20 protein-coding genes are annotated in these 23,627 nt (G+C 71.1%); 9 read left to right on the top strand and 11 right to left on the bottom strand.

What is annotated here, in order from left to right:
• Positions 1-60 precede the first annotated feature (60 nt).
• Complete coding sequence (bldG, locus tag B0675_RS10455; RefSeq protein ID WP_028799135.1) at positions 61-414, bottom strand: anti-sigma factor antagonist BldG; 354 nt, start codon at positions 412-414, stop codon at positions 61-63.
• Between the two features lie 80 nt (positions 415-494).
• Here bldG and B0675_RS10450 point away from each other — a divergent pair, with 80 nt between their 5' ends.
• Positions 495-2,948, top strand: coding sequence for a DEAD/DEAH box helicase (locus B0675_RS10450; RefSeq protein WP_081218539.1), 2,454 nt, complete (start codon positions 495-497; stop codon positions 2,946-2,948).
• A 32-nt stretch (positions 2,949-2,980) separates the two neighbouring features.
• Here B0675_RS10450 and B0675_RS10445 read toward each other — a convergent pair whose 3' ends face one another.
• The 7 genes from B0675_RS10445 to ssd form a co-directional block, all read right to left on the bottom strand.
• Positions 2,981-3,460 carry an Rv3654c family TadE-like protein gene (locus B0675_RS10445; protein ID WP_179165276.1) on the bottom strand — a complete coding sequence of 160 codons (480 nt, stop codon included), beginning with the start codon at positions 3,458-3,460 and terminating at the stop codon, positions 2,981-2,983.
• A gap of 98 nt (positions 3,461-3,558) precedes the next feature.
• A complete protein-coding gene (locus B0675_RS10440; RefSeq protein ID WP_081218537.1) occupies positions 3,559-3,963 on the bottom strand; it encodes a TadE family type IV pilus minor pilin in 405 nt (134 codons plus the stop codon).
• Entirely contained in the window at positions 3,950-4,120 is a 171-nt protein-coding gene (locus B0675_RS10435) for a DUF4244 domain-containing protein (RefSeq protein ID WP_241539746.1), read from the bottom strand. Before B0675_RS10435 ends, B0675_RS10440 begins: the two co-directional genes overlap by 14 nt.
• Positions 4,121-4,259: 139 nt before the next feature.
• Positions 4,260-5,051 carry a type II secretion system F family protein gene (locus B0675_RS10430; protein WP_081218535.1) on the bottom strand — a complete coding sequence of 264 codons (792 nt, stop codon included), beginning with the start codon at positions 5,049-5,051 and terminating at the stop codon, positions 4,260-4,262.
• Positions 5,048-5,923 (bottom strand): hypothetical protein, encoded by an 876-nt coding sequence (locus tag B0675_RS10425; RefSeq protein ID WP_081218534.1) that lies wholly within the window; start codon positions 5,921-5,923, stop codon positions 5,048-5,050. Before B0675_RS10425 ends, B0675_RS10430 begins: the two co-directional genes overlap by 4 nt.
• A complete protein-coding gene (locus B0675_RS10420; RefSeq protein ID WP_081218533.1) occupies positions 5,910-7,202 on the bottom strand; it encodes a TadA family conjugal transfer-associated ATPase in 1,293 nt (430 codons plus the stop codon). The genes B0675_RS10425 and B0675_RS10420 overlap by 14 nt, the downstream gene beginning before the upstream one ends.
• Positions 7,203-7,525: 323 nt before the next feature.
• Complete coding sequence (gene ssd, locus B0675_RS10415) at positions 7,526-8,620, bottom strand: septum site-determining protein Ssd (protein ID WP_081218532.1); 1,095 nt, start codon at positions 8,618-8,620, stop codon at positions 7,526-7,528.
• A gap of 574 nt (positions 8,621-9,194) precedes the next feature.
• On the opposite strand from ssd, the gene B0675_RS10410 reads away from it, so the two are divergent.
• A complete protein-coding gene (locus B0675_RS10410; protein ID WP_081218531.1) occupies positions 9,195-10,028 on the top strand; it encodes an HAD family hydrolase in 834 nt (277 codons plus the stop codon).
• 464 nt (positions 10,029-10,492) lie between these two features.
• On the opposite strand, the gene B0675_RS10405 is transcribed toward B0675_RS10410, so the two are convergent.
• Positions 10,493-11,317, bottom strand: a complete 825-nt coding sequence (locus B0675_RS10405; protein ID WP_081218530.1) for a Fic family protein — start codon at positions 11,315-11,317, stop codon at positions 10,493-10,495.
• Between the two features lie 101 nt (positions 11,318-11,418).
• Between B0675_RS10405 and B0675_RS10400 the strand changes: the two genes are divergently transcribed.
• Positions 11,419-12,399: an ATP-binding protein gene (locus tag B0675_RS10400; RefSeq protein WP_081218529.1), complete on the top strand. Its 981-nt coding sequence runs from the start codon at positions 11,419-11,421 to the stop codon at positions 12,397-12,399.
• A 63-nt stretch (positions 12,400-12,462) separates the two neighbouring features.
• Here B0675_RS10400 and B0675_RS10395 read toward each other — a convergent pair whose 3' ends face one another.
• Positions 12,463-13,731 carry a hypothetical protein gene (locus B0675_RS10395; protein ID WP_081218528.1) on the bottom strand — a complete coding sequence of 423 codons (1,269 nt, stop codon included), beginning with the start codon at positions 13,729-13,731 and terminating at the stop codon, positions 12,463-12,465.
• A 336-nt stretch (positions 13,732-14,067) separates the two neighbouring features.
• Here B0675_RS10395 and B0675_RS10390 point away from each other — a divergent pair, with 336 nt between their 5' ends.
• The 6 genes from B0675_RS10390 to B0675_RS41925 all read left to right on the top strand — a co-directional run bounded on the left by B0675_RS10390 (position 14,068) and on the right by B0675_RS41925 (position 22,400).
• The gene (locus tag B0675_RS10390) at positions 14,068-16,434 is read left to right on the top strand and encodes a SulP family inorganic anion transporter (RefSeq protein WP_081218527.1); all 2,367 of its coding nucleotides are present in this window, start codon (positions 14,068-14,070) and stop codon (positions 16,432-16,434) included.
• A 410-nt stretch (positions 16,435-16,844) separates the two neighbouring features.
• A complete protein-coding gene (acs, locus tag B0675_RS10385) occupies positions 16,845-18,845 on the top strand; it encodes an acetate--CoA ligase (protein WP_081218526.1) in 2,001 nt (666 codons plus the stop codon).
• 351 nt (positions 18,846-19,196) lie between these two features.
• Positions 19,197-20,591 (top strand): Na+/H+ antiporter NhaA, encoded by a 1,395-nt coding sequence (gene nhaA, locus B0675_RS10380; RefSeq protein WP_081218525.1) that lies wholly within the window; start codon positions 19,197-19,199, stop codon positions 20,589-20,591.
• Between the two features lie 43 nt (positions 20,592-20,634).
• Entirely contained in the window at positions 20,635-21,111 is a 477-nt protein-coding gene (locus B0675_RS10375) for a phage holin family protein (RefSeq protein ID WP_081221707.1), read from the top strand.
• Complete coding sequence (locus tag B0675_RS10370) at positions 21,108-22,058, top strand: alpha/beta hydrolase (RefSeq protein WP_081218524.1); 951 nt, start codon at positions 21,108-21,110, stop codon at positions 22,056-22,058. The genes B0675_RS10375 and B0675_RS10370 overlap by 4 nt, the downstream gene beginning before the upstream one ends.
• A 162-nt stretch (positions 22,059-22,220) precedes the next feature.
• Positions 22,221-22,400 (top strand): hypothetical protein, encoded by a 180-nt coding sequence (locus tag B0675_RS41925; RefSeq protein WP_081218523.1) that lies wholly within the window; start codon positions 22,221-22,223, stop codon positions 22,398-22,400.
• 15 nt (positions 22,401-22,415) lie between these two features.
• Here the strand turns inward: B0675_RS41925 and B0675_RS10360 are convergent, their stop codons facing one another.
• Positions 22,416-23,615, bottom strand: a complete 1,200-nt coding sequence (locus tag B0675_RS10360) for a MarP family serine protease (protein WP_081221706.1) — start codon at positions 23,613-23,615, stop codon at positions 22,416-22,418.
• Positions 23,616-23,627 lie beyond the last annotated feature (12 nt).

Raw genomic sequence — 23,627 nt, 5'->3', positions numbered from 1 at the left:
CGGGCCGCTGGCCCGGCCTCCCACTTCTCGAGCCCGGGACGGAACCCGGGAGACCGGTGGTCAGTCGGTCGCGTTGACCGCCTCCTCCACCGAGGTGTGAATCGGGAACACCTTGGTGAGACCGGTAATACGGAAGATCTTCAGAATGCGCTCCTGGTTGCAGACCAGACGCAGCGAGCCCTCGTGGGCACGGACGCGCTTCAGGCCGCCGACCAGGACGCCGAGACCGGTGGAGTCGAGGAAGTCCACGCCCTCCATGTCGACGACGAGGTGGAAGCTGCCGTCGTTCACCAGCTCGACCAGCTGCTCGCGCAGCTTGGGCGCGGTATATACATCGATTTCGCCGCCGACCTCGACGACCGTACGGTCGCCATTGGGGCCGGACACATTGCGAGTCGACAGGGACAGGTCCACGGATCCTCCAGCACCTTGCTATCGAGCGGTCGCCCCATGGGACACCTCGGCAGAGCCCCCGGGACGGTTCGCCAGCCGCGATGGCATTCAATCACTTACCGGCAGGCGTGCACGACGCCTTGGGTCCATTGTCCGTCATGCCAGTGACACACTCGATGCCGATGGCCAAGAATCACCGATCCGATCGATCCTCGACGGACACAGCTTCCCGCCCCTCGCCGAGCACTGTCCTGGACCGGCTCGCCTCGGGGCCGAGCCGGGCTTCGCGCATCACTCATACGGAGCACTTGCCCCCGCGAGCGGGTCGGCATGCCGTCTGGCCGGACCGGATCCGTGCGGAGGTCATCGCCGCGGTGCAGGCAGCGGGTATCGAACACCCGTGGGCCCACCAGGCACGCGTCGCCGAGCACGCCCTGGACGGCGAATCGGTGATCGTCGCGACGGGCACCGCCTCCGGCAAGTCCCTGGCCTACCTCGTCCCGGTCCTCACAGCCCTCCTGGACGGCTCCGAGGCGCCGAACGGCCGGGGAGCCACGGCCCTGTACCTCGCCCCCACGAAGGCCCTCGCAGCCGATCAGCGCCGTTCCGTGAAGGAACTTTCACAACCGCTGGGCAATGCGATCCGCCCGGCCGTGTACGACGGCGACACGCCGTTCGAAGAACGCGAGTGGGTCCGCCAGTACGCCAACTACGTCCTGACCAACCCCGACATGCTGCACCGCGGGATATTGCCGTCCCATCCCCGCTGGGCCTCCTTCCTGCGCTCCCTGCGGTACGTCGTCATCGACGAGTGCCACACCTACCGCGGCGTCTTCGGCTCCCACGTCGCCCAGGTACTGCGCCGACTGCGCCGCCTGTGCGCCCGCTACGGCGCCTCTCCCGTCTTCCTGCTGGCCTCCGCGACCGCCGCGGAGCCCTCCGTCGCGGCCCGCCGCCTGACCGGCCTCCCGGTCGTCGAGGTGGCCGACGACGCCTCCCCTCGCGGGGAACTGGTGTTCGCCCTCTGGGAGCCTCCGCTCACCGAACTGCACGGCGAGAAAGGTGCACCCGTCCGGCGTACGGCAACCGCCGAAACGGCCGACCTCCTCACCGACCTCACCGTCCAGGGCATGCGCTCGATCGCCTTCGTACGGTCCCGGCGCGGCGCCGAACTCGTCGCGGTCATCGCCCAGGAACGCCTCGCCGAGGTCGACCGCTCTCTCGCCCGGCGCGTCGCGGCCTACCGGGGCGGCTATCTCCCCGAGGAACGCCGCTCCCTGGAGCGCGCCCTGCACTCCGGAGAGCTCCTCGGCCTCGCCGCCACCACCGCCCTCGAACTCGGCGTCGACATCTCCGGCCTCGACGCCGTCGTCATCGCCGGCTACCCCGGCACCCGCGCCTCGCTCTGGCAGCAGGCGGGCCGCGCCGGCCGTTCCGGACAGGGCGCGCTGGCCATCCTCGTCGCCCGCGACGACCCGCTGGACACCTTCCTCGTCCACCACCCCGAGGCCCTGTTCGACCAGCCGGTGGAATCCACCGTCCTCGACCCCGACAACCCGTACGTCCTCGCCCCGCACCTGTGCGCCGCGGCGGCGGAGATCCCCCTCACCGACGCCGACCTCGAACTCTTCGGGCCGGCCACCGCCGATCTGCTGCCGCAGCTGGAGGCCGCGAAACTGCTGCGCCGCCGGGCGACTGCCTGGCACTGGACACGCCGCGAACGGGCCGCCGACCTGACCGACATCCGCGGCGAGGGCGGCACACCGGTCCAGGTCGTCGAGGCCGGCACCGGGCGACTGCTCGGCACCGTCGACGCGGGCGCCTCGCACACCGCGGTCCACGAGGGCGCGGTCCACCTGCACCAGGGCCGCACGTACCTGGTGCGCAAACTGGACCTGGAGGACTCCGTCGCCCTGGTCGAGGAGGCCGCCCCGCCGTATTCGACGGTCGCCCGCGACACCACCTCCATCGCCGTCCTCGAAACCGACGTCGAAGTCCCCTGGGGCGAGGGACGGTTGTGCTACGGCTCCGTCGAAGTCACCAACCAGGTCGTCTCCTTCCTCCGCCGACGTCTCATCACCGGCGAGGTGCTCGGCGAGACGAAGCTCGACCTCCCTCCTCGCACACTCCGTACACGCGCCGTCTGGTGGACGGTCACCGAGGACCAACTGGACGCGGCCCGGATCAACCCGGAGATCCTCGGCGGCGCCCTGCACGCCGCCGAACACGCGTCGATCGGCATGCTGCCGCTCTTCGCCACCTGCGACCGCTGGGACATCGGCGGCGTCTCGGTCCCCCTCCACCCGGACACACTGCTGCCCACCGTCTTCGTCTACGACGGCCACCCGGGCGGCGCCGGATTCGCCGAGCGCGCCTTCCACACGGCCCGCTCCTGGCTCACCGCCACCCGCCAGGCCATCGCCTCCTGCGAGTGCGACGCCGGCTGCCCCTCCTGCATCCAGTCCCCCAAGTGCGGCAACGGCAACGACCCCCTGCACAAGCGAGGCGCCGTACGCCTCCTCACAGAACTCCTGCGGGCTGCGCCGGACGAGTGACACCGGCCGCCGGACGGGGCCTCGCGCCGCTCTCACGACCTGGGACGTCTCGCCGCGATGGGCGAACCTCTCCCCGACCTCCGCGACGCGGGAAGCCCACCCCCTCCGGCGCTCTCCGGCGTCCCGGCCGCCACCGATGCCTCTGCGATCGGCCGACCAGTCGCCGGCCGATCGGCCACTCCGGTCCCCGGCGGTCCCGCCCGTGCCCTGGCCTCGGACGTGAAGAGTCCGTCCTCCGACGCCGCCGTCACGTCCGAGATCTCGCCCTCGACGGCACACCGGACGAGCCGCGCGTTCTGCGCCCGAGCCACCCGGTCCGCGCGGGCGCAGGCCACCGTGCCGCCGTCACTCCAGTGATCGGCCGCAGCGAGGGCGGCCAGATCGGCTGCCCCTGCCGCCCGGTGCCGCGTCACAGCAGCGTGTCCCATCGCCAGCACCACGAGGAACACGGCGCAGAGCGCGGCCATCGCACCGACCGCCCACACGGTGGCCGACCCCCGGTCGGAGTCCATCCCTCGCCGCGCTCCTCCCCGACCCCGGCCGCCTCCGCTCCCGTCATCCCCGATGGCATCCCGGACCCGGCCCTGCTCCCACCAGGCGCTCCGCCTCCTCATGGCCCGCTCACCCCCACCGTCTCCTCCGCCAGTGCCACCGCCTCGTCGCCGACCCCGAGCGACAGCGCTGCGGGCCCGGGCGTCCGCGCGTCGACCGTCACCCTGACCAGGTCCGTCTCGCGGCGCACCGTGACCTTCGCACCGGCGGGAGCCGCTCGGCGAGCCGTCGCCACGACCGCGTCCGGGGAGTCCTGGCGTGCCGCCGCCCGAGCACCCGCCCTCGCCGCGTCCACGCACTGGATCTGCGCGGACGCGGCGAGCAGGGCCCAGACCAGCGTGATCCCGACCAGCACCAGGGAGGGCAGGACCACGGCCGCCTCGGCGGTCACGAACCCGCCGTCCCTACCGCCTCCGTCCGCCCCCGACTGGGCGGCCCGCCGGCCCCGTTCACGTCTGGCCATTGAGTGCCCTCCCCACGATGCCCTGCAGTTCCTCACTGACCTGCCCGCTCGTCACCACCTTGTAGAGCACGGCCGCGAAGGCCACCGCCGCGATGACTCCGACCGCGTACTCGGACGTGACCATCCCGGCGTCCCTCCGCACCAGCCGTGTGAACATCCACGCCCGCGTCCGCGCACGTCCTCGCCTCAGAACCCGTACCGTCCTGCGCATTCCAACCCCCGTAAGGTCGAACCCTGCCTGTCGTGTGGTCCACGTGATGCGGCCACCTGTCTTCGTCAACCACCAGCGCCGTCCGTCAGCCGGCACCCCCTTTCAACAGTCCGCCGGCCAGCCCGATCACCACGGGCAGCACACCGATCGCGAGGAACGCGGGGAGAAAGCACAGCCCCACCGGCGCGGTGACCATCACGGCCGCCCGGCGTGCCCCCGCGGTCGCCGTGCGCCCCCACGCGGCACGCGCCTCCGCCGCGAGCCTCCCGACCGGTACGGCGGCCGGCACACCCGAGTCACCCGCCCGTTCCAGCAGCCGTGCCAGCCCCTGGGCGCCCGGTATCGACGCCAACCTCCGCCATGCCTCGGCCGGTTCACCCCCGAGCCGCACCTCGGCCGCGCCCCGTGCGAGTCGCTCGCCCACCGGTCCGCCCAAGGCCTCGCCCACCGCCTGGGCCGCCGTCACGGGGCTCGCCCCGGCAGCGATGCACGCGGCCACCAGGTCGGCGGCGAGCGGAAGTTGCCGGGCCGCCAGCGCCTCGTCGTACTCGACGGGGTCCGCGGCGTCGCTCCGCAGCCTCCGCTCCCGCCACCACCGGACCCCGACACCGGCCACCAGGCCCATCAGAGCCCCGATGAGACCGCCGATCAACACCCAGCCGACACACACCGCCGCCGGCACGGGCAGCCATCTGCGACCGGATCCGCCGATGTCGAGGCGCCGTCGTGGTGGAGGCGACTCCAGGGCAAGCAGCACGGCCAGGCGTCCACGCATCCTTCTCTCGCGCCGCGCCGCGCCGATCCACCGGGCGGACGACCCGAGCAGGATCACCCCGCACACGAGCGCCCCCAGCCTGTGGACAACCTCCGCGCTCATGCCGCCTCCGCCCCTCGCACGATCCGCAGCGCCCACCACAGGCCCACGCCCTCCAGCACCCCGCCGACCAGCAGGCATCCCAGCCCGGGGCCCGTGTGCAGCAGTACGTGCAGCGGATCGGCACCGAGCGCCGTGCCGAGCAACAGACCGAGGACCGGCAGGCCGGCGAGCATCGAGGCGGTTGAACGTGATCCCGCCAACTGGGCACGCATGTCCGCTCTTTGATCGCGTTCCGCACGCAGAGCGCCCTCCAGCCGGTCCAGGCCCGCGGCGAGTCCCGCACCCCGGTCCACGGCGACGCGCCAGCACGCGGCGAGCCCCACCAGGCCGTCGGCTCCGGGCTGACGTGCCGCCTCGGTGAGCGCACCCGGAACGTCCCCGCCGAACCGGGCCGCCGCCAACACCACCGGCTGGCCGTCACCTAACCCGTCCGAGTCGCGCGCCGCTCCGAGCAACGCCTCGCCCGGCTGCCGTCCGGCCCGTACCTCACCGGCGAGAGCACCGCAGAGGGCGATCACCGCGTCGCCGCGCTGTTCCCGCGCCCGCCGCGCCTCCGACGCCCGCCTCACCCGTGCCAGCAGCGGGACTCCGGCCGCCCCCAGGAGAAGCGGCACCACCGACGAGCCGATCACCGCGATCACCAATCCGGCCACCAGTGACCAGGCTTCGGGCCGCGTCCGTTCCCGCAGTCGCCTCCACATGGCGCCGATCCACTCCTGTCGGGGCGGACCGGCCCCCTCGGCCCCGCCGCCCGCGAGCAGCAGCCGTGCCCTGCGCGCTCCGCCGCGGCGCCCGCTCATCAGCCATGCCGCGATCCCGGCACACGCCATGGCGGCGCTCACCTGCACGTCCGCCGTCTCACCGATCGCCATCCCACTCCCCGTTCGCCGCCAGGTCTCCGGGCGCGGTCGCGCCCGCTTCTCGTCCCGTTGTCACAGGGGGGCCCTCGGCTCGGGCAGCGCCTTCGACCCCGTGCACTCCCCTCGCATCGACGCGCATCGGACCGGGACGGCCTTGCCCGCCGTCCCGGAGCAGCCCCCGCAACCGCTCCCAGCCGCGCTCGTACACGAAGGCGTCCTCGCCCCACCGCAGCGCCGGCACGGTGACCACCAGCCCCGAAGGGTCGCGTTCGAGGACGTGCACCTCGGCGATCCGACGCCGGCCCGCCCGGTCCCGGACGAGGTGCAGCACCACGGACAGGGCGGCCGCCAACTGACTGTGCAGGGCCGCCCGATCGAGTCCCGCCGCGGTACCCAGCGCCTCCAGGCGAGCGGGGACCTGAGCCGCCGCGTTCGCGTGGACGGTGCCGCAGCCGCCCTCGTGACCCGTGTTCAGTGCCGCCAGCAACGAGACGACTTCCGGACCACGCACCTCGCCCACGACCAGCCGGTCGGGCCGCATCCGCAGGGCCTGCCGGACCAGGTCCTGGAGCGCGACGAGACCGACGCCCTCCTGATTGGCCGGCCGCCCCTCCAAGCGGACCACATGCGGATGGTCGGGCCGCAGTTCCGCCGAGTCCTCGGCGAGCACGATCCGCTCCCCGGGGCCCACGAGACCCAGCAGCGCGCTGAGCAAGGTCGTCTTGCCCGACCCCGTGCCCCCGCTGATGAGGAAGGACAACCTGGCGTCCAGAAGCGCTCGGAGCACCCGGTCCCCGCCTGGCGGAACCGTCCCCGCCGCGATCAGCTCGTCGAGCGTGAACGCACGGGGCCGCACGACGCGCAGCGAGAGGCAGGTGGAGCCGACGGCGACCGGTGGCAGCACCGCGTGCAACCGCGTCCCGTCGGGCAGCCGGGCGTCCACCCATGGCCGGGCGTCGTCCAGCCTTCGGCCCGCCACCGCCGCGAGGCGTTGCGCGAGACGCCGCACGGCTGCCGCGTCCGGGAAGGACACGGACGTCAGCTCCAGGCCGCCGCCCCGATCCACCCAGACCCGGTCGGGTGCCGACACCAGGACATCGGTCACCGAGGGGTCGGCGAGCAGCGGTTCGAGCGGGCCGCTGCCGACCAGCTCCGACCGCAATCGCTCGGCGGCACCGAGGACTTCGGCATCCCCGAGCACGCGGCCCTGCGCACGCAGGGCCTGTGCCACCCTCGCCGGGGTCGGTTCGGCACCGCTCTCGGCGAGCCACTGCCGCACCCCGTCCAGCAATTCCGCGGGCTCGTCGGCCCCGGGCCATGCCTCCCGCCGTGGGCCGAGCGTCGCTCCTTTGGCCCCCGACCACGTCTCCGCCCGGCTGGTCAGGAAGCCGCCGGACACGTCCCTCGCATCCGTCGGTCCGGTCGAGCGTCCCCCGTACGGCTCCCTCCCCTGTCCGTCCCACCCGACCGGTGTGCCCCTGGGCGAGGCGCGTTCGGGCCCGTCCCTCGTGTCCGTCCGCCCGTAGGACAAGACCTGGCACGGATCCTGTGGTCGCCTCCCCCCTCGCTCTTCGAGACCCGCTCCGCAGTCCATTCCAGTCGTCGCGTCCCAGCTCATACGCCCCCTCCTTCGACAGGGATCCGCTCCCAGAAGGCCGTGCAGAACCGGGCCAGTGGACCTCGCGCCACGCTCCCGGGCGGTGGCCCGCCGTCCAACGGAGAGGGTTCTTCGGGTACTTCGCCCACCAGGGGAAGATCGAGCAGTCGAGCGACCTCACGGCCGTCCAGTCCGGGAGCGAACGGGCGCCGTACCGCGACCCGCAGGTCGCGCAGGACCATGCCGGCCGCGGACGCCACCCGCCCGGCCGCCGCGATGGCGCGCAGATCACCCGGGACCACCAGAATCCCCACGTCGAGTTGGGAGAGGACCTCGGCGACGCCGTCGTCGATGCGGCGGGGCAGGTCGACGACCACAGCGCCACCACGCCGTCGGGCTGCTGCGAGGACCGCCCGTACCGCACGCGGCGGAATGGTCACCGCGTCACCTCTGTCCCAGCTGAGGACACGGAGTGCGTGCAGCTCGGGGAGCGACTCCTCCAGGGCACCCCCGCCGACCCTTCCGCGGGAGGCGGCGAACGCCGGCCAGCGCAGCCCCTCGGCCGCCTCGCCGCCCAGGAGTACGTCGAGTCCGCCTCCCAGGGGATCCGCGTCCACGAGCAGGGTGCGCCTTCCCTGGCGCGCCGAGGTGAGGGCGAGCGCGCAGGCCAGCGTGGACGCACCGGCACCACCTCGCCCGCCGAGGACGCCGACGGTGAGGGCGGGCCTGCCGATCCCCTCCGCCACGTCGGCGATCCGGTCGACCAGCCATTGCTCGCCGTCCGGCAGCATCAGAACGTGGTCGGCCCCGATCTCGACGGCTCGCCGCCAGACTCCGGAATCGTCCTGGTCCCGGCCGACCAGCACCACTCCCCTTCTCCGGGAGGCCCCACGCACCCGGAGAGCGGCGTCGTCCCCGACGAGGACGAGGGGGGCCGCCTCCCAGCTGTCCCTGCGTTCCGGAATCCCGTGATGGACCTCGGGCCGCGCGCCCGCCGCCGCGCACAGGCGCAACAGGTCGTCGAGCAGTTCGGCGTCCTCGGTGACGATCAACGGTCCGCCCTGCCGCCCTTCGGCGGTGGGCAACGGGTCATGTGTGATGGCTCCCGCCACGATCTCCAGCCCCCTTCGCTGCTTCGTGCGCGGGGCCCTCCAGGACCCCGCGATTCCCGCCCGTATGAAGAGCCGGCGAGCGGCCTCCATATGAACGGCCGATACGAACCGGCCAAACGCGTCCGACAAACGGAACCCGTCATGAACGGGCGGCGAGCGGAGCGCGTGGGAATCACGGTGCAGCGATCCGGGAAATCGTGTGGATCTTGGTCGAAATCTGTGGACAACTCAGGGCCTGTGAATATCCCCTTCACCCATACCAGCGAGCCTTCAAAGGCTTCCGTAGAGCAGTCCGGCAACTACACACAGTCACGGATCACGGTCATGAACAATGCGCGGCCCGAACGGTGCCGAGGTGGCTCCGAGGCCGCGCAGAAGAGGGAGAAACCGCATCCGGACATGCGACGACCCCCGCCGGGGGGGAGAGCGGGGGTCGTCCCCACGGGCCGACTCGGGGGGGGGAGGAGCCGGACCGGGTTAGCACGGTCGCGAACGATCCGTGACTTCCATGGTGTACCCGAGAGCCTTCTCAGGCAAACCCACGTGGCTCACCTTACGCCGAATGGTGGGCCCTATGCTCAGCCTTGTGGAAAACCACTCCTTGCCTCGTACAGCCGCCTTCTTTGACCTGGACAAGACGGTCATTGCGAAGTCGAGCACGCTCACGTTCAGCAAGTCGTTCTACCAAGGCGGACTGATCAACCGCAGGGCGGCCTTGCGCACCGCGTACATCCAGTTCGTGTTCCTGGCCGGTGGCGCCGACCACGACCAGATGGAGCGGATGCGCAAGTACCTGTCGTCGATGTGCCGCGGCTGGAACGTCCAGCAGGTCAAGGAGATCGTCGCGGAGACGCTCCACGACCTCATCGACCCGATCATCTACGACGAGGCCGCGTCCCTCATCGAGGAGCACCACACCGCCGGCCGGGACGTCGTGATCGTGTCCACGTCGGGGGCCGAGGTGGTCGAGCCGATCGGTGAACTGCTCGGCGCCGACCGCGTGGTGGCCACCCGCATGGTCGTGGGCGAGGACGGCTGCTTCACCGGCGAGGTGGAGTACTACGCGTACGGACCCACGAAGGCCGACGCGATCAAGGACCTGGCCGCGTCCGAGGGCTACGACCTCTCCCGCTGCTACGCCTACAGCGACTCGGCGACGGACGTGCCGATGCTGGAGTCCGTCGGCCACCCGCACGCCGTGAACCCCGACCGCACCCTGCGCCGCGAGGCGGTCGCCCGCTCCTGGCCGATCCTCGACTTCCACCGCCCCGTCCGCCTCAAGCAGCGGCTGCCCAACCTGTCCGTACCGCCCCGGCCCGCCCTGGTCGCGGCTGCGGCGATAGGAGCGGCGGCCGCGACGGCCGGGCTCGTCTGGTACGCGAGCCGGCGGCGCGCCTCCGCGGTCTGATCCGCACACCCACGGGCGGACAAGGGCTTCCCGCGCGGGACCGCATCGGGTCTCGCGCGGGACCGTGCGAGCGTCGACACGCGCGCGCGGGCAACACGCGAGCGCCCTTTTCCCACCCTTTGAACCTAAAAGTAAAGAACTGCGGCCAGGGGTTCCGCTTCCTGCGGACCAGGAGTACAAAGGGTTTAACGGCCCGCGAGACCAAGGACATCCGCGAGGATCACCTTTGAACGCAACAAGGCCCCACGGACCGCGCATGGACATCGAGCACCCACGCGACGTCGACCCGTCGATTACGGGCCAGCCGCACCAGGTGACGGGCTGAAGTTCCCGACCTGATGGGCAACATCCGAGGACGCTTGGTAACCCGGTGAACATGCCAGCGGCGGTACGAGAACTCGTACCGCCGCAACCCTGTTCAGGGTCTTTCCTTTGCCGGCCCGCGGGCCGCACAGGCCTTCCCGTCAGGCCGCACCTCGCTGAAGCGCCTCGCAGACCGCCGCGGACTCGCGCGCCCCCAGCTCGACAGCCTTGCCGCAGTGCGCGATCCAGGCCGCCATGCCCTCCGGTGTACCGGAGACGTAGCCGTCCAGCGCCGCCACGTAGGCCGCGCGGCCCAGCTCCGCGTGACCGACCTCCACCGGACAGATCGACTTGGGGTCGAGACCGCTTCCGATGAGCACGATCCGTTCGGCAGCGCGCGCGACCAGCCCGTTGCGGGAGGTGAACGGGCGCAAGGCGATCAGCTCACCGTGGACGACGGCCGCCGTGACCAGCGCGGGTGCCGAGCCACCGGCGATGATCAGCTGCGAGAGTCCTTCGAGCCGGCCGGCGACCTCGTCCGCGTCCGGCAGCGGCAGTTCCACCAGGGGCTCGTCGACCCGTTCGCCACGCTGTCGCGGCCGGCCGGTGTCGTCGCCCTGGTCTGCCGCCGCCACCAGATGCAGCCGGGCCAGCACCCGCAGGGGCGACTGACGCCAGATGGACAGGAGTTGCCCCGCCTCGGCGGTCAGCCGCAAAGCCGCGCCGACCGTGCGCGCCTCGTCGTCCGAGCTGAAGTCGGTGCGGCGGCGCACCTCTTCGAGGGCCCAGTCGGCTCCGGACACCGCCGCGGAACCGCGCGCACCGCGCAGTGCCGCCTCGGACGTGATCTCGTTGCTGCGGCGCCGCATGATGCGGTGCGCGTAGACGCGGTCCACGGCCTTGCGGACGGACTCCACGGACTCGGCCACCCCGGGAAGCGAGGCCAGAGCCGCGAGCGGATCGGCGGTCGCACCTGTCGTACTCATGAGTACGACCCTACGCACTGAGCGGCCACACCCCACGAAGGAGTGGTCTTCTTCACGCAGTGCGAGCACGGAGTGCGATCAACGCACTACTCTTGGTGAACATGAAAATTGCTTTCGTCGGGAAGGGCGGCAGTGGCAAGACCACCCTGTCGTCGCTCTTCGTCCGCCATCTCGCCGCCTCCGGGGCCCCCGTCGTCGCCGTGGACGCCGACATCAATCAGCATCTGGGGCCGGCGCTCGGCCTGGAGGAGACGGAGGCCGCGGCCCTCCCCGCGATGGGTGAGCGGCTGCCCCTCATCAAGGACTATCTGCGCGGTACGAATCCGCGCATCGCCTCCGCCGAGACGATGATCAAGACGACTCCGCCCGGCCAGGGGTCACGGCTGCTGCGGGTCGACGAGTCCAACCCCGTGTACGACGCCTGCGCGCGGCCGGTGGAACTCGACGGCGGCACGATCCGTTTGATGGTCACCGGCCCGTTCACCGAGGCCGACCTGGGAGTCGCCTGCTACCACTCCAAGACCGGCGCGGTGGAGCTCTGCCTGAACCACCTCGTCGACGGCCCCGGCGAGTACGTCGTGGTGGACATGACGGCCGGCTCCGACTCCTTCGCGTCCGGCCTCTTCACCCGTTTCGACATCACGTTCCTTGTCGCCGAGCCGACCCGGAAGGGGGTATCCGTCTACCGCCAGTACAAGGAGTACGCCCAGGACTTCGGCGTCACCCTCAAGGTCGTCGGCAACAAGGTGCAGGGCCAGGACGACATCGACTTCCTGCGCGCGGAAGTCGGTGACGACCTCCTGGTGACGGTCGGGCACTCCGACTGGGTGCGCGCCATGGAGAAGGGCAGGCCGCCCCGGTTCGAGCTCCTGGAGGAGGCCAACCGGCGCGCGCTGTCCTGCCTGAGGACCGCCGCCGACGCCACGTACGGGCTGCGGGACCCGGACCGGTACACGCGCCAGATGGTGCACTTCCACTTGAAGAACGCGGCCAGTTGGGGCAACTCCAGGACCGGGGCGGACCTCTCGGAGCAGGTCGACCCCGGCTTCGTGCTCGGCGGGAGCCCGTTGGCCACGGCCTGAGCGGCCGGGCGGCCCCAGCTCCTCCCGGGAGGAGCCAGGGGGCCGGTCCGGACCGGTGCGCCGTTACTGCTTGAGGGCCGGCGCGCCGGGGACGCCCTTCGGGGCCGGGGCGGGGCTTCCGGAGAGGAAGGACGCCCAGCCCTGCTTCGGAGCCTCACCGACCGTGAGGCCGCGCAGCTTGGCGACGGTGGCCGGGTCCTGGGCGTCCAGCCAGTCGGCGAGCTGCCGGAAGGAGACGCAGCGGACCTCGGCCTTGGTGCAGACGCGCTCGACGACCTCGTCGACGGCGCGCATGTAGGTGCGGCCGTTCCAGGACTCGAAGTGGTTGCCGATCACCAGCGGCGCGCGGTTCCCCTCGTAGGCGCGCTCGAAGCCCTTGAGCAGGCCGTCACGCATCTGGTCGCCCCAGAGTTGCTGCTTGTCGGGGTCGCCCTGGGTCTGGGTGCCCGACTGGTTGACCATGAAGTTGTAGTCCATGGTGAGCTGCTCGTAGGAGTGGCCGGGGAAGGGCACGAGCTGCATCGACAGATCCCACAGGCCCTCCTTCTTCTGCGGCCAGAGCTGGTCGTTGACGCCACTGGTGTCGTAGCGGAAGCCCAGCTGGTGGGCGGCCTTCAAGAAGTTCTGTCGACCCTCCAGACAAGGGGTGCGGGCGCCGATGAGTTCCTTGTCGTAGTCGAAGGGCAGTGCCGCTTCCTTCTTCAGGCCCGTGTTCGTCTTCCAGGACTTCACGAACGACTTCGCCTGGGCGATCTCGCTCTTCCAGTCCGCGACCGACCACTGGCCGACCCCGCCCTCCGTGCCGCAGAAGTGGCCGTTGAAGTGGGTGCCGATCTCGTTGCCCTCCAGCCACGCGCCGCGCAGCTGCTTCACGGTGTCCTCGATGCCCTGCTGGTCGTTGAAGCCGATCTCCGAGCTGCCGGCCGAGTGCTGGGGCGGGCGGTACAGGTCGCGCTTGTCCTCCGGCAGCATGTACACGCCGCTGAGGAAGTACGTCATCGTGGCGTTGTTGGCCTTGGAGATCTTCCGGAAGTGGGAGAAGAGCTTCTGGCTGTCCTCACCTGCACCGTCCCAGGAGAAGACCACGAACTGCGGCGGCTTCTGGCCGGGCTTCAGCCGCTCGGGCCGGGGCAGGTGCGGCTGCGCCCCGGTGTACGAGGTGGAACCGTCGCCGATCAGACGGACCGCGGTCTTGGGGGCGGGCGCACCCTCCGCCTTCTTCGCGGCGTGCGTGGCGTGAGAAGGGGGGGTACCGCCCGCGCAACCGGCGAGCGCCGTGGCGCAGGCCGCGGCGAGTGCTACACCCGCGGCGATCCTCTGGGTGGCGGCCATCTCCGCCCTCCTTTTCCTCGGTCGGTCAACCCTGGTCAGGGCGTCATGTGGCTGGTGTGCAGCTGTGGGTCGACAGCGCCGCCAAGGTTTCACGGGACCGAGAAGGAATAAGTACGACAAGCCGATCAAAAGCTTGCTTCACCCCCGAGGGTGATTTACTGCCCCATTTGCTCCGATTTACCGCATGAGCCCTTTACCCTGCATTACGATCCGTTTACCGAGCGTTGAAAATCCCGCCGCTGCACGCCGTGACCCACGGCCGCGACCCGCCCCCCGCCGCAATCGGACGGGGGACCACCTGTTCCGCGACCGCGCTGCCCCGGAGGAGACGGGAACATGTCTGCCTGCGTCCCCACTCGCGCCGCCGACCCCACTCGGCCCGCGCGCACCCACGAGCCCCACAGCCCCCCACCGCCCCCGCCCCGCCGATTCCGCATCGAGAGCGCGGACCTGTCGGCCTCGATCGCGGTCTTCCTGATCGCCCTCCCGTTGTCCCTCGGCATCGCCCTCGCCACCGGCGCACCGCTCCAGGCCGGCCTCGTCGCCGCCGCCGTCGGCGGACTCGTGGCCGGGCGCATCGGCGGCTCTGCACTCCAGGTGAGCGGCCCCGCCGCCGGCCTGACAGTCGTCACCGCCGAGCTGATCCACCACTACGGCTGGCGCGCGACTTGCGGCATCACCGTGCTCGCCGGCATCACCCAACTCGGCCTCGGCTGCCTGCGCGTCGCGCGGACGGCACTGGCGGTCAGTCCCGCGATCGTGCACGGCATGCTCGCCGGTATCGGCGTCACCATCGCCGTCGCCCAGCTGCACATCGTGCTCGGGGGCGTGCCCCAGAGCTCCGTCCTCGCCAACCTCGTCGGCCTGCCGGACCAGGTGGCGCGCATGCAGCCCGCCGCGGTGTCCATGAGCGTGCTGACGCTGGTGCTGCTGTTCGCCTGGCCGCGCCTGCCCGGGCGCACCGGGCGACTGCTGCGCAAGGTGCCCGCCGCCCTGGTCGCCGTCGCCGGCGCCACGGCGACCGCCTCGCTCGCCGGACTGACCCTGCCCAGGGTCGACCTCCCGTCGTGGAGCAGCCACGCGCTGGCCGGCCTCCCCGAGGGTCCGGTGCTCGGCGTCGCCGCGGCCGTCCTCACCGTGACCCTGGTGTGCAGCGTGCAGTCACTGCTCGGTGCCGTCGCGGTGGACAAGCTGGTGAGTGCCCGACCGGAACTCCAGGCCCGCGTGGGCCGTTCCGCCCTCGACAGGGAACTGCTCGGCCAGGGTGCCGCCAACGTGGTCTCCGGCGCGCTCGGCGGACTGCCGGTCGCCGGTGTCGCCGTCCGCAGTTCCGCGAATGTCCAAGCAGGCGCCGTGAGCCGGAACTCCACGATGCTGCACGGCGTTTTCGTAGTAGTTGCCGCGCTGCTGATGGTCCCGATCCTGGAGCTGATCCCCCTCGCATCGCTCGCCGCCCTGGTGATGGCCGTCGGCATCCAGATGGTGTCCCTGCACCACATCCGCACGGTCACCCGCCACCGTGAAGTGCTGGTCTACGCCGTCACCACGCTCGGCGTCGTGTTCCTCGGGGTTCTCGAGGGCGTGGCGCTGGGGGTCGCCGTGGCCGTCGGTGTCGCCCTGCACCGCCTCACCCGCACCCGCATCACGCACGAAGAGAGGGAGGGAGTCCATCACGTCCGCGTACGAGGGCAGTTGACGTTCCTGGCGGTGCCGCGCCTCAGCCGCGCCCTCCATCTCATCCCGCGCGGCGCCGATACCGTCGTGGAGTTGGACGGCTCGTTCATGGACCACGCGGCGTTCGAGTCGCTGCAGGACTGGCAGAGCGCGCACAGCGCCCAGGGCGGCTCGGTGGAGATCACCGGGCGGGCCGGGACACGGATCGCCGAGCCGGCCGACTCCACGCACTGCCGCTGCCGCCCCTGGACGCCCTGGCGCAACCATCACTGCGAGGATCCCAGCGCCATGGAATCCGCCTCCTCCGGTGCCCCTTCCGACGGGCGCGACGAGGAGTCGCCTGAGCCCCGGCCGAGTGGGCACCAACTGGCGCGCGGCATCAGCGCGTTCCAGCGCAACACCGCCCCGCTCGTGCGCGAGGAGCTGGCCAGGCTCGCGCGGGAGGGGCAGCGGCCCTCCCAACTGTTCCTGACGTGCGCCGACTCCCGTCTCGTCACGTCGATGATCACCTCCAGTGGTCCGGGTGACCTGTTCGTCGTGCGGAACGTGGGCAACCTCGTGCCGTTGCCCGGCGAGGAGAGCGGGGACGACTCGGTGGCCGCCGCCATCGAGTACGCCGTGGACGTGCTCAAGGTGCGGTCCATCACCGTGTGCGGGCACTCCGGATGCGGAGCCATGCAGGCGCTGCTGGCGTCGGAGCCCGGAGGGGCTCTCACGCCGTTGAAGCGGTGGCTGCGGCACGGGCGGCCGAGCGTGGAGCGGATGGCCGACGAGGGGCGCACGAAGCCGCGCCTCACCGGGCGGGCGCCCGCCGACACGGTCGAGCAGCTCTGCCTGACCAACGTGGTGCAGCAGTTGGAGCACCTGCGGGCGCACGACTCCGTCGCGCGGGCGCTGAACGAGGGCGCTCTCGAACTGCACGGGATGTACTTCCACGTCGGCGAGGCCCAGGCGTATCTGCTGGCCGACGACGAGGCCGAGCTGTTCGGTCACGTCGGCGCGGCGGACGATCTGCGTCACCCGGCGTGAGGGACGTTGGTGCGCGGCCCTGGTCGACGGGGCCGCGCACCACGCCTGACGCCTGACGACGTCTCCCCGTTTCCCTTTCCCCTTCGTTGTCCGCCCCGCCCGTTCCTCTCCCCCTCCTCTCCCCTCTCCCCTTCCGCCTCTCAGTCCCCTCGACGGCACGTCCGGTCGGAGGGAGCGGCGGCGATGCCGGGCGGGGTGGTGCGTGAACCCGGGGTCCGCCTCGTCCGTGCATCAGGGTGTGGCCCCGCCTGCCGGGGCGTCCGGCCGCGTGTGATCTTGTGGGGGCCGGCCGGGCCGCACCCCGTGGCGAGGACGTGCCACAGGGCCGACGGGCCGGAGCGGTGACGGATGATAGGTCTAAACCAATTTGGGGTCGACCCTTGTCATCGGGCCCCCCGGTCTGATGAGCTGTGGCCTGGGACACAACGGACACCCTGGGAAAGGGAGATGTCGTGAGCAACGAAAGCCTGGCCAACCTGCTGAAGGAAGAGCGCAGGTTCGCGCCGCCCGCCGATCTGGCGGCGAACGCCAATGTGACGGCGGAGGCGTATGAGCAGGCCAAGGCTGACAGGCTCGGCTTCTGGGCCGAGCAGGCCCGCCGGCTGACCTGGGCCACCGAGCCGACCGAGACGCTGGACTGGTCGAACCCGCCGTTCGCGAAGTGGTTCGCCGACGGCAAACTGAACGTCGCGTACAACTGCGTGGACCGGCACGTCGAGGCCGGCAACGGCGACCGCGTCGCCATCCACTTCGAGGGCGAGCCCGGCGACAGCCGCGCGATCACCTACGCCGAGCTGAAGGACGAGGTCAGCCGCGCCGCGAACGCGCTGACCGAACTCGGCGTCGGCAAGGGCGACCGGGTCGCCGTCTACCTGCCGATGATCCCCGAGGCCGTCGTCGCGATGCTGGCCTGCGCCCGCATCGGCGCCGCGCACTCGGTGGTCTTCGGCGGCTTCTCCGCCGACGCGATCGCCGCCCGCATCAAGGACGCCGACGCGAAGCTGGTCATCACCGCGGACGGCGGTTACCGCCGCGGCAAGCCCTCCGCGCTCAAGCCCGCCGTCGACGACGCCGTCAGCCGGGCCGACGGGGTCGCCAAGGTGCTGGTCGTGCGCCGTACGGGCGAGGACGTCGCCTGGACCGAGGGCCGCGACGTGTGGTGGCACGACATCGTCGCCCGGCAGTCCGCCGAGCACACGCCGGAAGCCTTCGACGCCGAGCACCCCCTGTTCATCCTCTACACGTCGGGGACGACGGGTAAGCCGAAGGGCATCCTGCACACCTCCGGCGGCTACCTCACCCAGGCCAGCTACACGCACCACGCCGTCTTCGACCTCAAGCCCGAGACGGACGTGTACTGGTGCACGGCCGACATCGGCTGGGTCACCGGACACTCCTACATCACCTACGGACCGCTCTCCAACGGCGCGACGCAGGTCATCTACGAGGGCACCCCGGACACCCCGCACCAGGGCCGGTTCTGGGAGATCGTCCAGAAGTACGGCGTCACCATCCTCTACACCGCGCCCACCGCGATCCGCACCTTCATGAAGTGGGGCGACGACATCCCCGCGAAGTTCGACCTGTCCTCGCTGCGCATCCTCGGCTCGGTCGGTGAACCGATCAACCCCGAAGCCTGGATGTGGTACCGCAAGCACATCGGCGCCGACAGCACGCCCATCGTCGACACCTGGTGGCAGACCGAGACCGGCGCCATGATGATCTCCCCGCTGCCCGGCGTCACCGAGACCAAGCCCGGCTCCGCCCAGTGCCCGCTGCCCGGCATCGCCGCGACCGTCGTCGACGACGAGGCCCACGAAGTCCCCGACGGCGGGGGCGGCTACCTGGTCCTGACCGAGCCGTGGCCCTCCATGCTCCGCACCATCTGGGGCGACGACCAGCGCTTCCTCGACACCTACTGGTCACGCTTCGAGGGCAAGTACTTCGCCGGTGACGGCGCCAAGAAGGACGACGACGGCGACATCTGGCTGCTGGGCCGCGTCGACGACGTCATGCTCGTGTCCGGACACAACATCTCCACCACCGAGGTCGAATCCGCCCTCGTCTCCCACCCCTCGGTCGCCGAGGCCGCCGTCGTCGGCGCCAACGACGAGACCACCGGACAGGCCATCGTCGCCTTCGTCATCCTGCGCGGCACCGCCACCGCCGAGGACGAAGGACTCGTCGCCGACCTGCGCAACCACGTCGGCTCCGTACTCGGCCCGATCGCCAAGCCCAAGCGAGTCCTCCCCGTCGCCGAGCTGCCCAAGACGCGGTCGGGCAAGATCATGCGCCGCCTCCTGCGCGACGTCGCGGAGAACCGCGCGGTCGGCGACGTCACCACCCTGGCGGACTCCACGGTGATGGACCTCATCCAGGCCAAGCTGCCGGCCGCGCCCAGCGAGGACTGACGCGGCACCGTTACCGCACGGCCGCCCGGAGGGGTGGCGGAGCATCCGGTTTCCGGACTCCGCCACCCCTCCGCGGTTTCCGGCGCCTCCGGCCGCGTTCGAGCGGCTTCGGCTCGACCGGAAGCACCACCCGCTCGATTCCGGATACCTGAGCGCGATCAGGGGTACCAGCGCGGCGTCACGCCAGTCCGTGTCCGATTTCCCCGTAATGTGAAGACACCCGGTGCCGACCCGGGCCGTACGGTGGGTACCGTAGGTAAAACGTCAAAGACGCGACAAGATCCATCATGGTGTGCCGGGAAGTCTGGTCGGCGAGTGCTCAGTCCTGCCTGCCGACCGGAGGTCCTCACCGTGACCGCGCCCCGCACCACCGCCCGTAAGTTCTTCGGACGGATGTCCCTGCCCGAACGCAACTTCGTCGCGGACGCGTTGCGCGCCGAGACCGTCGGCGGTGTCCTCCTGCTGATCGCGGCGGTCGCGGCGCTGATCTGGGCCAACACCCTGCAGGACAGCTATGCGAGCGTCTCGCACTTCCACTTCGGACCCGCCGCCCTCGGACTCGACCTGTCCGTGGCGCACTGGGCGGCCGACGGCCTGCTCGCCGTGTTCTTCTTCGTCGCCGGAATCGAGCTGAAGCGCGAACTCGTCGCCGGGGACCTGCGCGACCCCAAGGCCGCGCTGCTGCCCGTGGTCGCCGCGGTCTGCGGCATGGCCGTACCCGCGGTCGTCTACGCCCTGACCAACGTGGTCGGCGGCGGCTCCCTCGACGGCTGGGCCGTCCCCACCGCCACGGACATCGCCTTCGCGCTCGCCGTACTCGCCGTCATCGGGACGTCTTTGCCGTCCGCGCTGCGCGCCTTCCTGCTCACCCTCGCCGTCGTCGACGACCTCTTCGCGATCCTGATCATCGCCGTCTTCTTCACCGACTCCATCAACCTCCCGGCACTCGGCGGGGCCGTCGTCGGTCTCGGAGTCTTCTGGCTGCTGCTGCGCAAGGGCGTCCGCGGCTGGTACATCTATGTCCCGCTCGCCCTCGTCATCTGGGGGCTGATGTACAACAGCGGCATCCACGCCACCATCGCCGGCGTCGCGATGGGCCTGATGCTGCGCTGTCACCCGCTCGAAGGCGAGGACCACTCCCCCGGCGAGCACATCGAACACCTGGTGCGCCCGGTGTCGGCAGGCCTGGCAGTCCCCCTGTTCGCCCTGTTCAGCGCGGGCGTCTCGATCTCCGGCGGAGCCATCGGCGACGTCTTCACCCGGCCCGAGACCTTGGGCGTCGTGCTCGGACTCGTCGTCGGCAAGGCCATCGGCATCTTCGGCGGTACGTGGCTGACGGCCCGGTTCACCCGGGCCTCGCTCAGTGACGAACTCGAATGGGCCGACGTCGCCGCCGTCGCCACCCTCGCCGGCATCGGCTTCACCGTCTCGCTGCTCATCGGCGAACTCGCGTTCGTCGGCAACACCTCCCTCACCGACGAGACGAAGGCGGCCGTACTGATCGGCTCGCTCATCGCGGCCGTGCTCGCCACGGCGCTCCTGAAGATAAGGAACGCCAAGTACCGTGCGCTGTGCGAGGCGGAGGAGCGCGACGAGGACCTCGACGGCATCCCCGACATCTACGAACAGGACAACCCGGCGTACCACCTGCGCATGGCCGAGATCTACGAGCGGAAGGCCGCGGAACACCGCAGGCTTGCCGAAGTGGCGGGTGGGGCAGGCGAGGGGAACGACCGTCCGGCATGATCTGACAGGACGGCACAAACACATGCAGAAGAGGGAGATCGCGATGAGTGCACCCGACGGCAGCCCGGTCGGCGCCGAACGCAGCATCGGCCAGCTGTTCGCCTCGGCGACGACCGAGATGTCCGCGCTGGTGCACGACGAGATCGCGCTGGCGAAGGCGCAGCTCAAGCAGGACGTCAAGCGCGGCGCTGCCAGTGGCGGCGCGTTCTCGGCGGCCATCGGGGTGCTGATCTTCTCCTTGCCGATGCTCAGCTTCGCCCTCGCCTACGGCATCCGGACCTGGAGCGACTGGAACCTCGCGATCTGCTTCCTGCTGTCGTTCGCGGCGAACGTACTGGTCGCGGCCGTTCTCGCGCTGATCGGTCTGTTCTTCGCGAAGAAGGTCAAGAAGAGCCAGGGCCCGCAGAAGGTGGCCGCCTCCGTGAAGGAGACGGCGGGTGTCCTGCCGAACGCCAAGCCGCACCCCCGGCCCGTGCCGGTCGAGGACGCCGTCAAGGCTGTGGCACGCTCGTCCTCATGACGGACCCCGCCACACCTTCGGCCCAACCCGCTTCCGCCGTTCGGATCGACCTCCCCGGCGGACGCGCGGTGACCCATCGGGACGTGGCCGCCAACGGCGCGCGCTTCCACATCGCCGAGGTCGGCGACGGGCCGCTCGTCCTGCTGCTGCACGGCTTCCCGCAGTTCTGGTGGACGTGGCGGCACCAGCTGGGAGAGCTCGCCGACGCCGGGTTCCGGGCGGTCGCCATGGACCTGCGGGGTGTCGGCGGCAGCGACCGCACCCCGCGCGGCTACGACCCCGCCAACCTCGCCCTCGACATCACCGGGGTCATCCGGTCCCTGGGCGAGCCCGACGCCGCGCTGGTCGGGCACGACCTGGGCGGCTACCTGGCGTGGACCGCGGCCGTCATGCGGCCCAAGCTGGTGCGCCGGCTCGCCGTGTCGTCCATGCCGCATCCGCGCCGCTGGCGGTCCGCGATGCTCTCCGACGTCCGGCAGAGCGCGGCGGGCTCCTACATCTGGGGGTTCCAGCGACCCTGGATCCCCGAGCGCCAACTGGTGGCGGACGAGGGCGCCCTGGTGGGCCGTCTGGTCCGGGAATGGTCGGGGCCGCGGCAGCCGGACGACGACGCCGTGAACACCTACCGCCGGGCCATGTGCATCCCGTCGACCGCGCACTGCTCCGTCGAGCCGTACCGCTGGATGGTGCGCTCCATGGCCCGCCCGGACGGCATCCAGTTCAACCGGCGCATGAAGCGGCCGGTGCGGGTGCCGACCCTGCATCTGCACGGCTCGCTCGATCCGGTGATGCGCACCCGCAGTGCGGCCGGCTCGGGCCAGTACGTCGAAGCGCCCTACCGCTGGCGTCTGTTCGACGGGCTCGGGCACTTCCCGCACGAGGAGGATCCGGTCGCGTTCTCCACCGAACTGATCAACTGGCTGAAGGATCCCGAACCCGATCGGTGACCCTCGATCAGCCCTCCGAAACCGTCCGAACACGGCCCGTATCCCTCCTCTGCGGGCGGACGGTGAACACCTGTTCCTCGAACAGCCAATTGCCTGCCGCATAGGCCAATTGGGGGCTCCGGGCGAGGTTATGGACCTTGGGGCCCGGGCAGACGTCGGGGTATGGGCTGGACGCACGACTACAGTGACGCAGCACGCAATCGCCGCTCGGCCTCGGGTCTGAGCTCCCATCAGAGGGGCACCCCGCAGCTGACGGGTGCCGATCCTCGCGTGGGGATTCCGCACATTCTGCGCCGCCGGGCCCGCTGGGTCTCGGTACGGCTCCGCCATCCCCGCGGCTGACGCCCCAGCCCTCGGTCAGAGCGCGCAGCTGTCGCTGTCCACCTGCTGATTGGCCGTCCGCCCCTTGGCGATGTCCTTCTGGATCTCGTCCGCGGTGAGCGCGTAGCCGGTGTCGGCGTCGTCGAGCGACTTCGCGAAGACCACTCCGTACACCTTGCCCTCGGGTGTCAGCAGAGGTCCGCCGGAGTTGCCCTGCCGGACCGTCGCGTACAGCGAGTACACGTCACGGCGCACCGTCTTGCGGTGGTAGATGTCCGGCCCGTTGGCCGTGATGCGGCCCCGCACCCGCGCCGGCTGCACGTTGTACGAGCCGTTCTGCGGGAAGCCCGCCACGATCGCGCTGTCCCCGCTGCTCGCGTCCTCGGTGCTGAACCGCAGCGCGGGCGCCTTCAGGTCCGGCACGTCGAGGACGGCGATGTCGCGCTCCCAGTCGTACAGGACGACCTTGGCCTCGTACTTCCGGCCCTCGCCGCCTATCTGGACCGTCGGCTCGTCGACCCCGCCGACCACGTGGGCGTTGGTCATCACCCGGCGGTCGCCGAAGACGAATCCGGTGCCTTCGAGGACCTTGCCGCAGCTCTGGGCGGTTCCCATCACCTTGACGATGGAGCGCTGCGAGCGGGCGGCGACGGGGCTGGCGGCGAGCGCGGGATCCGGCGGCCGGACCTCTGTGATGGGTTCGTTGGCGAAGGGGCTGAAGACCTGCGGGAAGCCGTTCTGCGCGAGGACCGAGGAGAAGTCGGCGAACCAGGTGTTGGCCTGCGAGGGCAGCGCCCGCGACACGCCGAGGAGCACCTTGGAGCTGCGGACCTCCTTGCCGAGCGTCGGCAGCGTCGTGCCCGCGAGGGCCGAGCCGATCAGCCAGGCCACCAGGAGCATCGCCAGGACGTTCACGAGGGCGCCGCCCGTCGCGTCCAGGGCGCGGGCCGGGGACCAGGTGATGTACCGGCGGAGCTTGTTGCCGAGGTGGGTGGTGAGCGCCTGGCCGACGGAGGCGCAGACGATGACGACGACCACCGCGACGACGGCCGCGCTCGTGCTCACCTTGCTGTCCTCGGTCGCCCAGCCCCAGATCACCGGGAGGAGATAGACGGCGACGAGGCCGCCGCCCAGGAAGCCGATCACCGACAGGATGCCGACGACGAAGCCCTGGCGATAGCCCACGATCGCGAACCACACGGCGGCGACCAGCAACAGGATGTCCAGCACATTCACGGAGGTCACCTT

This window comes from Streptomyces sp. M41(2017), from assembly GCF_002078175.1.
Classification (GTDB): Bacteria; Actinomycetota; Actinomycetes; order Streptomycetales; family Streptomycetaceae; genus Streptomyces.
The sequence above is the reverse complement of the archived record's forward strand: the minus strand, read 5'-3'. Positions and strand labels throughout refer to the sequence as shown.